The organism is Deefgea chitinilytica, assembly GCF_016881405.1.
Lineage (GTDB): Bacteria > Pseudomonadota > Gammaproteobacteria > Burkholderiales > Chitinibacteraceae > Deefgea > Deefgea chitinilytica.
This window is the reverse complement of the sequence record NZ_WOFE01000001.1, coordinates 893659-905587: the sequence shown is the minus strand read 5'-3', so window position 1 is coordinate 905587 and position 11929 is coordinate 893659. Positions and strand designations below refer to the sequence as shown.

11 protein-coding genes are annotated in these 11929 nt (G+C 47.1%); 5 read left to right on the top strand and 6 right to left on the bottom strand.

Translation table 11 applies throughout. From position 1 onward, the window contains the following. Positions 1-12: 12 nt before the first annotated feature. Positions 13-612 carry a phasin family protein gene (locus GM173_RS04085; RefSeq protein ID WP_203570037.1) on the top strand — a complete coding sequence of 200 codons (600 nt, stop codon included), beginning with the start codon at positions 13-15 and terminating at the stop codon, positions 610-612. Between the two features lie 104 nt (positions 613-716). Here GM173_RS04085 and bamC read toward each other — a convergent pair whose 3' ends face one another. Together bamC and dapA are read right to left on the bottom strand one after the other, a co-directional pair. After that, positions 717-1853, bottom strand: coding sequence for an NlpB/DapX family lipoprotein (gene bamC, locus GM173_RS04080; RefSeq protein ID WP_203570036.1), 1137 nt, complete (start codon positions 1851-1853; stop codon positions 717-719). A 38-nt stretch (positions 1854-1891) separates the two neighbouring features. Continuing rightward, complete coding sequence (gene dapA / locus GM173_RS04075; RefSeq protein WP_203570035.1) at positions 1892-2767, bottom strand: 4-hydroxy-tetrahydrodipicolinate synthase; 876 nt, start codon at positions 2765-2767, stop codon at positions 1892-1894. Between the two features lie 524 nt (positions 2768-3291). Between dapA and nagE the strand changes: the two genes are divergently transcribed. From nagE to GM173_RS04060, 3 genes are all read left to right on the top strand, one after another. Continuing rightward, positions 3292-4779, top strand: a complete 1488-nt coding sequence (nagE, locus tag GM173_RS04070) for an N-acetylglucosamine-specific PTS transporter subunit IIBC (RefSeq protein ID WP_203570034.1) — start codon at positions 3292-3294, stop codon at positions 4777-4779. Positions 4780-4844: 65 nt separating this feature from the next. Continuing rightward, the gene (locus GM173_RS04065) at positions 4845-5297 is read left to right on the top strand and encodes a PTS sugar transporter subunit IIA (RefSeq protein WP_203570033.1); all 453 of its coding nucleotides are present in this window, start codon (positions 4845-4847) and stop codon (positions 5295-5297) included. 107 nt (positions 5298-5404) lie between these two features. Continuing rightward, entirely contained in the window at positions 5405-7441 is a 2037-nt protein-coding gene (locus GM173_RS04060; RefSeq protein ID WP_203570032.1) for a prolyl oligopeptidase family serine peptidase, read from the top strand. A gap of 62 nt (positions 7442-7503) precedes the next feature. On the opposite strand, the gene GM173_RS04055 is transcribed toward GM173_RS04060, so the two are convergent. From GM173_RS04055 to GM173_RS04045, 3 genes are read right to left on the bottom strand one after another with little or no spacing between them, the layout of a single operon-like run. Continuing rightward, positions 7504-7761: a DUF2164 domain-containing protein gene (locus GM173_RS04055; protein WP_203570031.1), complete on the bottom strand. Its 258-nt coding sequence runs from the start codon at positions 7759-7761 to the stop codon at positions 7504-7506. 9 nt (positions 7762-7770) lie between these two features. Beyond that, a complete protein-coding gene (locus tag GM173_RS04050; protein WP_203570030.1) occupies positions 7771-8871 on the bottom strand; it encodes an anhydro-N-acetylmuramic acid kinase in 1101 nt (366 codons plus the stop codon). Positions 8872-8887: 16 nt separating this feature from the next. After that, positions 8888-10222 carry a M23 family metallopeptidase gene (locus GM173_RS04045; protein WP_203570029.1) on the bottom strand — a complete coding sequence of 445 codons (1335 nt, stop codon included), beginning with the start codon at positions 10220-10222 and terminating at the stop codon, positions 8888-8890. A gap of 347 nt (positions 10223-10569) precedes the next feature. Here GM173_RS04045 and GM173_RS04040 point away from each other — a divergent pair, with 347 nt between their 5' ends. Next, positions 10570-11394: a class I SAM-dependent methyltransferase gene (locus GM173_RS04040; RefSeq protein WP_203570028.1), complete on the top strand. Its 825-nt coding sequence runs from the start codon at positions 10570-10572 to the stop codon at positions 11392-11394. A 95-nt stretch (positions 11395-11489) separates the two neighbouring features. On the opposite strand, the gene GM173_RS04035 is transcribed toward GM173_RS04040, so the two are convergent. After that, positions 11490-11819 carry an SMI1/KNR4 family protein gene (locus GM173_RS04035; protein WP_203570027.1) on the bottom strand — a complete coding sequence of 110 codons (330 nt, stop codon included), beginning with the start codon at positions 11817-11819 and terminating at the stop codon, positions 11490-11492. Between the last annotated feature and the right edge of the window lie 110 nt (positions 11820-11929).

The following is an 11929-nucleotide window of genomic DNA, read 5'->3' as shown; positions in this document are numbered from 1 at the left end:
TTGACTTTGTATGTGGGCGGTATAAAAATAGCAATTGATGCGGTGCACAACATTAATCCATGGAGAATTCAAATGTTTAACTCTCAACAACAATTCACTGAACTAGGCCAAGCTAATCTAGAAAAATCATTGCGCCTTACAAATATCGCCTTAGCGGGTGTTGAGCGCCTATTTCAGTTGCAAATGGGTATTGCTCGTGACCTAATGACCGAAAACGCTGAAACAGCCAAAGCCTTGTCTAGCGCTAAAAATATTCAAGACTTGGTTGAATTGCAAAAAGGTCTAACCCAACCTAACGTTGAGAAAACCATCGCAGTTGCGCGCACTGTTTATGAAGCTGCAAGCTCTACACAAGCAGAATTGAATAAATTGATCGAAGAACAAGTGCTGGAGTTCAATAAAAACTTGGTGACAACACTTGATAAAGCAGTTGCTCAAGCACCAGCATCAAGTGCAGCGGTTAATGTTTTGAAGAACGCAGTAGAAAGCGCGAACAATGCTTATGATGCAATTAATAAAACAGGTCAACGCATTGCAGGTAATATTGCTGAAGCGACCGTTGCTGCTGTTGAAACCGGCGCAAAAACAGTTGCACGCGCCACAGCTAAATAATACAAGCACAGCTCGTAAGCCATAAAAAATCGACCTTAGGGTCGATTTTTTATGGCCTAAAATAAGCGCCCCTATACATGGGGCGCTATTTGGTATTTGATGCTTTATTTTAATTGCATTAACAAATCTTGCAGGATTTTCTTGCTGGTTGCTTGGTCGCCACCGTTGACTGCCTGTACGGAAATCACTGTGCGATCTAACTCGGGCTTCAATTTTACCTGATATTGCTGCATTGATGTTTGGGCGTTAGTTTCTTTACTACGCCAGAAGGCAAGGCTACTAAAGTACTCAGTTGATTGCTCTTTTCCGATATTGGCCGCAGCTCTTTGCACAGTAAATGTGCCTTCGGTACGGTTACGATCCTCAACTGTGTAACCAATACGATCAAATGCCAATCCCACGCGACGCCATGCCCGGTCAAAGGTGTCTTTAACTTCTAAGGTATTGCCCGATGCTGACAAATTGGCACGACTAACTTGTGATACCGGTGCTTTCACTGTTGCACTTGCTTGTTCTTTGCTCATGCCAAATTGCTGCAGCATCAGCTTAAGCATTTCAACTTCAAGCTCAGGGTCAGAAGGGCGAGGAGTCCAAATTGTTTTCTGAACACCTTGGCTTGAACCACCTGTTGATTCCTGAGATCCATCTGCAAATACTTCGCGCATACCACGATGAGTGACATAAATCTCAAACGTACCAGGTTCAGTTCCACGCTCAATTCGGGTGCGGAATTTATCGAGTTCACCAGTAGAAATGACACTATCGGCTACTTTTCGAATCAGGTTAGTGACAAAATCAGTCGGCAGTGCCGCACGATTTTCTAGCCAGTCAGTTTCCATTACCCCTGTTGTTTCATTATCTTGGGTCAAGATAAAACCATGACTCAGCCAAAATTCGCGAATCTCTGGCCAAGTTTTGGCCGGGTCGCCTTTGACTACGAGCCAGCGCGCGCCATCTGCTTGCACAAGCCTTGCATTTTGATATTCAGGTAGTACCGTGCCTGTGCTCTTTTGTTGTTGCGCTTCATTAGCGAGGACAGCACTTTTAGGGATTGAATAATTTGAGTTAGTGGTAACTGCAGACAGATCGGGCGGGACTTCAAGAGGGTTTCTTGAAACGTTATCACTTCCTCCGCGGTAGTCAACCTTACTTTGCAATAGCATTTGATCTGAAGAGCAGCCGACTAAACTGGCTGCAACGAACAGACTAGAGAGATAGAACGCTAATTTCTTTTGCTGCATGTTTGTATCCGTAGATTGAAAAGCGACAAAAATTAAATTTATAAAACGCCTGCTTGTTGTATTGCTTGGCGAACGGTCGCCTGAGCACCATCCGCGAGACGAGTTAAAGGAAGACGAATGCCTGCGGGTATCATTCCCATTTCTTCAAGTGCCCATTTCACTGGAATTGGATTGGCTTCAATAAACAAATGTTTATGTAGCGCTTGTAGACGGTCATTAATTGATTTTGCGGTCGCAATATCTCCGCTTAATGCGGCCTTACACATTTCATGCATTGATTTGGGGGCGATATTCGCTGTCACAGAAATCGTGCCGTGGCCGCCTAATAAAATAAATGGCAGCGTAGATGCATCGTCACCACTGTAAAACGCAAAATCTTTTGGTGCACGCAGCATCATATCTGCCGCACGCTCCATATTGCCCGTGGCGTCTTTAATACCGACGATATTTGGCAACTCCGCTAATTTTAAAGCAGTATCGTTCGCTAAGTCACATACGGTGCGCCCTGGCACGTTATACAGGATGGTAGGTAGCTTAGAGTTTTCAGCAATCGCTTTGAAATGCAAATAAAGCCCTTGCTGCGAGGGTTTGTTGTAGTAGGGAACAACGCTCAAGCCAAAATTTGCGCCAACTGCGAGCGCACGTTCTGACAAAATAATCGCTTCGCGAGTTGAATTTGCACCCGTACCCGCAATAACTGGAACGCGTCCGGCGGCCTGTTCGACAACAGTTTTCACAATTTCAATGTGCTCATCAACTGAAACTGTGGGTGATTCACCCGTTGTGCCAACGGCAACAAGTCCGTCCGTGCCCTGTTCAATATGCCAATCAACGAGCTTTCGAAGTGCTGAATAATTGATTTGACCATCCGCATCCATCGGAGTGACTAACGCAACTAGGCTACCTGTAAGCATGAGCAAACTTTACCAGTGAACAAAAAGAAATCATTCTAACTGAAGCCATTCACTCACGAAACCGACTTTGCGCATTGTTTATGTGAAAAATGCTGTTTTTCATGCGTGAGGCATTTTTTTACGTTGATAGTCATCGATTTTGTAAAGATTTATTGCAAATGTTTAAGAAGCAGTTAGATCCATTGAGCTTCTTGAGCAAACTCAACAATATGGCAAACCTTGTAGCAGAGAATGGCCGCAGGTCTTAGGCGAGCAGAGAAGAGCATCGACATAGATCGAACACTTATAGTGGCTTGGTAATGACGGCGTAGGCTTAGGTTTTTTGTTGCTAAAAATCATGTAAGTCATCGGCAAAGGCAAGAAACCTTGCTAATGTGATTTTGTCAGCGAATAATCGCAACAGGCTATTGTCTTGATTGACCGTAGTCATTAATAAGTTCAGTTGTTTCTTCTACGAGCAATAAACACTACATGTAACTAATGTAGCCACCATTTTGGTGAACATGTAAAAAAGGGGATGCGTCGTGAATATCTTAGGTTATCTACAAAAAATTGGGCGTTCGCTCATGGTGCCAGTGGCAGTTTTGCCTGCCGCGGCGATTTTAATGGGTATTGGTTACTGGATTGATCCAGATGGTTGGGGTGCAAGTAATGCACTTGCAGCGTTCCTGATCCAAGCAGGCGCCGCAATTATCGATCAAATGCCAATTTTGTTCGCTGTGGGCGTGGCTTACGGTATGTCAAAAGACAAAGACGGCGCAGCTGCACTGGCCGGTTTGGTTGGCTTTTTGGTGGTAACAACCTTGCTCAAGCCAAATGTGGTAGCACAAATTCAAGGCATTCCTTTGGATCAAGTGCCTGCTGCATTTAAGAAAATCAACAATCAATTTGTTGGTATCTTGTGCGGTGTAATTGCTGCTGAACTTTACAATCGCTTTAGCGGTGTAGAGCTACATAAAGCGCTGGCCTTTTTCTCAGGTCGCCGCTTAGTGCCTATCGTTACCTCTGTGGTAATGATTTTCGTGTCTTTCGTTCTGATGGCAGTTTGGCCACACATTTACGGCGGCTTGGTTCATTTCGGTGAATCTATTGTTGGCCTTAAATCTGTGGGCGCAGGTATCTATGCGTTCTTCAATCGCTTGCTGATCCCTGTTGGTTTGCATCACGCACTGAACTCAGTGTTCTGGTTTGACGTTGCCGGCATCAACGATATTCCTAACTTCTTGGGTGGCGCAAAATCACTCGCAGAAGGTAAGGCAATTCAAGGTGTAACTGGTATGTACCAAGCAGGCTTCTTCCCAATCATGATGTTTGGTTTGCCAGGCGCTGCATTGGCGATCTACCACACTGCCAAACCAGCTAACAAAGCAATGATTGGCTCAATCATGGGCGCGGCTGCCTTGACATCATTCTTTACTGGTGTGACTGAGCCGCTTGAATTTTCATTCATGTTTGTAGCTCCGTTGCTCTATGTGATTCACGCTGTATTGACTGGTATTTCAGTGTTTATTGCTGCTGAAATGCAATGGATTGCGGGCTTTGGCTTCTCTGCTGGTTTAGTTGACCTTGTATTGTCTAGCCGTAATCCGCTAGCACAAAACATGATCATGCTGATTCTGCAAGGCTTGGTTTTCTTTGGTATTTACTACTTCGTATTCCGCGCAGTGATCACTGCAATGAACTTGAAAACACCAGGTCGTGAAGATGAAGTAATCGACACTGCCGCCGCTGCAGCTCCAGTTGCCGCAACAGGTAGCACAGCAGAATTGGCGCAAGCCTATGTCGCAGTTGTTGGTGGTGCGACTAACGTGACTAACGTCGATGCGTGCATCACTCGCTTACGTTTATCAGTCAACGACGCAGACTTAGTTGATGAAGCTGCTGCAAAACGTCTTGGCGCAAGTGGCGTGATTAAATTGAACAAGCAAAGCGTTCAAATCATCGTTGGACCAAAAGCTGAGTTGATCGCGGATTCATTGCGTACTCAATTGGGTGCAGCACCAAAAAAGTAGCGGAAGTTACGCCTGCCGCTACTCCGGCGGCGAGCGTAGCACCCGTAGCAAATAGTAATGAGACTGTGCTACTTGCTCCTGTATCAGGTGAAGTTGTCGCAATCGAAGATGTACCCGATGCTGCATTTGCTAGCAAAGCCGTGGGTGAAGGGGTCGCGATTCGCCCAACTGGCAAGTTAGTAGTTGCACCGTGCGATGGTGAGTTGGTGAAGATTTTTAATACCAACCATGCTTTTGCTTTGGTGACGGACTCTGGTGCTGAATTGATTGTGCACATTGGCATTGAAACAGTTAAGTTAGGTGGACAAGGCTTTACCCGCTTGGCGCAACAAGGCAGTCGGGTCAAAGCCGGTGAACCTGTTCTTGAGCTGGACTTGGACTATTTGGCGGCTAATGCAGCATCAACAATTAGCCCAGTTATTCTGAGCAATGCAGATGACTTTACCGCGCCAGAAGCTGTGGCAAGCGGTTCGGTTGAGGCAGGGAAAACAGTGCTGTATCGTTTCAAAACGAAATAAACAGCTTGCAACCTTTAAAAAAGCCACGAGTTTTCTCGTGGCTTTTTGTTTGGTACACCCAAATCCGCGTATATTTCCAACACTTTAAAGATCATCGCTAGACTCAGATGCAAGATACACCATTGGATTCATTTTTATTTCTCGAAAATTACCAACAAGCAACAAAATGGATTGCGAAGCACAATCAACATTGCCGCATCGCTTTAGAGCGAGATCCTCGCTTTGACCGCATGCGGATTGCGATTGCTAACTATGCACAAAATAACCAGCAAATTCCTTATTTTGCGCAATATGGCGAATGGCTTTATCATTTTTTTCAAAGCGAATCCCAACCGCGCGGCGTGTATCGACGAACAACGTATGAATCTTATTGTTCAGCAGAAACAGAATGGTTTGTTGTTTTTGATCTAGATGCACTGGCCCTACAGGAAGAAGTTGATTGGTATTTGGCTGGGATTTCGCACTGCATTCTAGCGCCAGAGCGCTGCCTGATTAGCTTAAATATCTCCGGCTCGGATGCGAGTGTGTGCCGCGAGTTCGACGTTGAAACGCAGCGATTTGTAAACGACAGCTTTCAATTTCCATTAGGTAAAAATCAAATCCACTGGCGTGACTACGATAGCGTTTTTGTTTGCCCCGCGTGGGACGAGAGCCAATTAAGTCAAGCGGGCTACTCCTGTGAAGTGTGGCTATTGCAACGCGGTCAAACTTGGGAAGAAGCGTTTTCAATTGCCGTACTGCCAGAAACCATTTTAAAAACCTTAGCATGGAGGTTTCTTGATGGCCCAAGCGCGCATCTAGACATCGTTGAAGTGGCGCTGAGCTTTTATAAGAAGGTCTATTATTGCGTTGATGCTCAATTAGCGTTGCAGCAAATTAAGCTACCGCTGCGTTGTGATGTGTATGCGTTTACGCACGGTGATTTAATCATCAAGCTGGGTATGGATTGGCGCTACCAAGAATCGCAATATCAGGCAGGTAGCTTGCTCGCGATTGAGTGCAATCCACAAACCGCGCAGCTTGGTCGCATTCAAACCTTAATTGCACCGACTCCAACACAGACCATCCAAGGGGTCGATGCGACCAAGAGTGGTTTAGTCGTTCACGTGTTAGACAATGTCAAAAGTCAAATCCAAACCTTTGTTTGGCAAGCAAAGCAATGGAATCAGATCGCCAACGCAATGCCCACCACAGGGGCAATTGAGTTCGTCGATCAGCCGTGGGCGACGGAGACCTTGTATTACAACTACAGTGATTTTTTACAGCCTGCAGCGCTTTATCGCTACGATTTGTTGAGCGCAGCGCCACCCGAGTTATTGCGTCAACAAATTGCGGCCTTTGCTGGCGGCGATTACGAATACCAACAATACTTTGCCACATCGAAAGATGGCACTGCTGTTCCATATTTTGTGGTGTGCGCAAAAGAGCTAGAGTTGAATGCACAAGCCCCGACCTTGCTGTATGGCTACGGTGGGTTCCAAGTGTCGATGCTGCCGTATTATGTTGATAATTTGGGGCCGCACTGGCTGGCGAAAGGTGGCGTTTTTGTCGTCGCCAATATCCGCGGCGGCGGTGAGTTTGGCCCCAAATGGCACCAAGCCGTGCAGGGTATCCATCGTCAGCGCAGCTTTGATGATTTTATTGCCGTGGCTGAGGACTTAATCGCGCGTGGCGTTACTTCGCCGCTCCGCTTAGGCATTCAAGGTGGCAGCCACGGCGGTTTATTGGTTGGCGCTTGTTTAACGCAGCGCCCTGATTTATTTAATGCGGTTGTGTGTGAAGTGCCTTTGCTCGATATGTTGCGTTACACACTGCTCCACGCAGGCGCGAGCTGGATGGACGAATATGGCGACCCCAATCAGAATGAGGCACGGGCAGCACTGGCAGCGTATTCGCCGTATCACCAGATCAAGCCTGCAACTGAGCAGCGCTACCCCAAAATATTGCTAACAAGCAATCGGCAAGACGACCGCGTTCATCCGGCGCACGCCAGAAAAATGGCGGCAAAATTAGCTGAACTGGGGCACGAAGTGTTGTTTTATGAAAATGACAAAGGAGGGCATCGCGGCAATGTAGGGGTTAGCGAAATGGCTACTGACTTGGCACGCGTGCTAACGTTTTTACATCAGCAATTGATGGATTAATCTACTAGGTATTGCCGTGTAGCCATTAACATTTAATGTACACATGGCAATACCTTGTTGCTTTATCGTTTTTTCTTTGACCAATACGTGCCTGTCAATTCAAAACAGCTTTCAGGCAAAGCTTCGGCTTGCTGAATGATATGAGCTTGCGCATCACTAATCGCTTGATTGTAAATATGCGGCCCAATCTCTCGGACAATATAATCTAATAAAAACCCAGCTTGCAGTTCACCAATCTCAAGATCAAGCTCGTCACTGCAATAGCGTTGAATTGACGCGTGTAATTGTGGGTGTAGCGCTTTATCCAGTTGAATTGTCATCATCATTCTCTATGCAGGCCAAATCGCACCCAAAACTCGCTCCCCGCGCGCCCCTGTCACCGCGGGAAGGTTCGCAGTTTGCCCGGCTAAGCAACGCTGCGCCAGCCACGCAAAAGCAAATGCTTCGACCCAGTCCGGGTCAACGCCTAGCGCTGCTGTACTTTGAATTGGGCAAGGCAAATGGGCGGCGAGTCTTTGAATTAAATGCGTGTTATGTACACCGCCACCACACACATACACTTCATCAGGCGCGCCTTGTTGCGTAATCGCTGTCGCAATGCTCCATGCACTTAATTCGCACAAAGTTGCTTGCACGTCAGCGGGTGAGTCGTTACGCGTAGCTAGGTGGTGATTAAGCCAATCCAGATGAAATAGATCGCGACCTGTGCTTTTCGGGGCGGGGAGGGTAAAAAAGGGCTCGGACTGCATTTGCGCTAACAAATCAGGCAAGACCTTTCCCGATGCAGCCCATTCGCCATTGGCGTCGTAATGACGATCCAGATGTTGCAAAATCCACGCGTCGAGCAACACATTACCGGGGCCGCTATCAAAGCCAATCACTTCGCCTTTGGCCGATAGCCAGCTCAAATTGGCAATGCCGCCAATATTGAGCAAAACACGATTGGAGTTCGGCTTGGCAAACAAGGCCTGGTGAAACGCAGGCACCAACGGCGCGCCTTGTCCACCAGCGGCGACATCGCGCGAACGAAAATCACCAACCACAGTAATGCCACTATATTCAGCAAGCAAAGCATGATTGCCGATTTGCAGTGTATACCTATATTCAGGTCGATGCCTTATCGTTTGCCCGTGATTGCCGACGGCAACGATATCCGCTGCTGTTAGATCAGCCTGCTTAAGTAAAGCCAGCACGACTTCCGCACAAGCACGGCTATGCGCATTGGCAGCAAGTTGCGCCAGATGAATTTCATCGTGACTAGGTGCTTGCAGCTGAAATAGCTGCTGGCGCAATTCGGCGGGGAGGGGGGCACCTAAACTGGCGACCAATTGCGGCGTATCGCCCGCCAAATCAACGACAACGGCGTCGATACCATCTAGGCTAGTGCCCGTCATTAAGCCAACAAACAATTGCGAGCTGCTATTTGCCATACATCTGCACTCAACACTAATCAATTTGCGCTAATTCTACCCTGTTGAGCAGCGCCAGTTGTTGTTTAATGCTGTTGGCGAACGGCTTAAATGCCGCCATTTGCGTCGCATTCAGCGGTTTACTATTGGGTAATTTTACCGTCAGCGGGTCGACCTGCTTGCCATTTGTCTTGAACTCGTAATGCAAATGCGGCCCAGTCGCGCGCCCAGTTTGGCCGACTGCGCCAAGCGTATCACCTTGCTTAACGGCTTGCCCTACTTTGAGATCTTTAGCATAAGCAGAGAGGTGGCCATACAAAGTACTATATTGATCGCCGTGTTTCACCTCAACAAACTTACCGTAACCACTATCTTGTTCAACCCGCGTGACTACACCATCGGCGGTACTAAGAACAGGAGTGCCCGTTGGTGCGGCGTAATCGATACCTTTGTGTGATTTCCAAGTAAACAAGACCGGATGAAAGCGCATCGAAAATCCAGAGCTAATCCGAGAAAACTTAACAGGCGAAGCCAAAAAGCTTTGCGCCGTACTATTACCGGCTGCGTCGTAGTACGCCCCTGTTGCGCCATTGCCTTCAAACCAGATGACTTCGTGGGTTTGACCCTTATTGATAAATTGCGCTGCCAGAATTTTACCGGTGCGAATCACCTCGCCACCACTGCGTTCGGTCTCATAAATCACCGAAAATTGATCGCCTTTTTTAAGGCTATGGTGAAAGTCGATTTTTCCTTCAAATGCGTCGATGAGCTGCTGCGCAATCGCATCAGGTAGGCCAACGGCATCGGTTGCAGCGTAAAACGAAGAATGAATCGTCCCGGTTTTGTATTCAGTTTTTTTCTCGGCAATCGCTGGTGCAATGTGCGTCCGCAATTGCTCGCCTTCACGCACAATTTGAATCAAATCACCTGCACGATTTAGGTAACTCAGCTCAAGCAAGCGCCCATCGGGCGTTGTTTTGGCCTGAATCGCGCGCCCCGCAGAGAGTTCGTACAACGCTCGGGCAGCGGGGTCGGTACGGACAAAATCCCATGCCTGCAAATCATTGATCGCCAATTTGCTAAACAATTTGCCCAGCCCGTCACCCGTTTGGATGATTTCTTCGCGCCAGAATGGCGCATTACTGCTAGCACTTGCAAGGATGGGTGTGGCTAGTTCTTGCGTGACTTGGCTAACTTGCACTGTTTCGCGCGGACCGTACTCAACAACGCCATAGGCGGTCATAGTTGCAGTGATCGGTAGCGCCAATGCGGCGGCGAGCCACGCAATATGTTTTTGCTGCCATGAAGCTTTGTTACTTACTACTGTGTTTTCACGCCCGTCCACATGGGTTTGCGGTAAAATCTGGCTCATAAATCATATATCCGTAAAACGAAGTGGTGTAGCGAAGCACTTGGGCGAAGTGCTTGGGCAAAATTTTTGCGTGTTTGCATAGGAGGAAGCGAGGATTAAAAAGTTCCTATCCTCAGGTGCAGCTACCGACAGATTGCGCAATCAGGTCACAATATGACTATCACGTTGACTGCATCAATCTGGCTCAAAGGCAAAACGGGTGAAACTTTAGCATCAAATTTAGTCAGCAATACAGCAGCGTAATTATTTACCGCCTGCAAAAATCAAAATCCGCAGGGTATTGTGCTGTAGCACTTGATTTTCAATGCCTTTAAATCAATACCACACATCATTATTAGGAATGCAATATGAATGCCATCCCAGAAATCCGCGAAGGTCAGTCGATCGAGCTACTCAAAGCGCTCCACATCCTGACTCGCGATGGCAAACTCAACCAAGACAGCCGCCGCAAACTCAAGCAGGTTTACCATTTGTTCAACTTTATCGAGCCATTGCTTGTCTCTACGCTGGCCGATCACGAGCACGTCACCTTGGTCGATCATGGTGCCGGCAAGTCATACTTGGGATTTATTATTTACGACTTGTTTTTCAAAGATAAACAAGCTGGCCATATCTACGGCACCGAGTTCCGCTCTGAGCTCGTGCAAAAATCCCGCGAATTGGCTGAGCGCTGTGGTTTTGAGCGAATGACCTTCTTGGATATGTTGGTCGAACAAGCGGCCGCTGCGAAAGAAATGCCAGCGCAAATCGACATTGTCACCGCGCTACACGCCTGCGACACGGCAACCGACGATGCGATTAAGTTTGGCTTAGAAAAAAACGCTCGCCACATGGTTTTGGTGCCATGTTGTCAAGCCGAAGTCGCCAGCGTATTGCGCAAGCACAAAGCCAAATCGCTGGGTAAAACACCACTCGCCGAAATGTGGCGCCACCCAATTCATACGCGCGAATTTGGCAGTCAATTGACGAATGTGTTGCGCTGCCTTCAATTGCAAGCCAATGGCTATCAAGTGACGGTAACTGAGCTGGTCGGGTGGGAGCATTCAATGAAAAACGAACTCATCATCGCCAGCCAAAGCAAAGACGCTCCACGCAAACAAGCCAAAGAGAAAATTGCGCAGATTTTAGAAGAAACGAATTTGGGTGATATGGCAGGGCGGTTTTTGTACTAATTAATCAATTAGATTTGCTGCTGCCATGAGTGCTAGTGGCAGCATTCGACCAAAAGCGGACGAAGCAAATCAACATGCGAGGAGCCAGGTTTTTATTAAGATTTAAGCTTAATTCCTAGTGAGGCTGCAAAGTCGGGGTCAATCCAAGCTGAATTAACTTGATTAGGTCTTAAATCAATCTCAGATGGCTCTACACAGCCTGAAATAAAATCACTAATCGAATTTGCAATAACTGATAGGTCACTATTTTCGTGATTCCAAAAAAAAACTTCTCCAGCTTTCAAGATGAAATAATTTCCGCATTCATCTTCCGCAACAACTTCTGTGCTTAATAGTTCATCAGGGAATGGCTCAGATGCAGGACGTATGATGCCGAACTCGTTTCCGTCACTTGCTCTAAAAACCTGCCCATAAATTTTATTCATTACACAACCTCAGTCCAGACTACGTCTAACTTATAAACCACCACCAAAGAAATAAAGGATATGTGCAGATGTCTGCTATTGGCCGATAGCTGCCATCCAATTTAAATTAG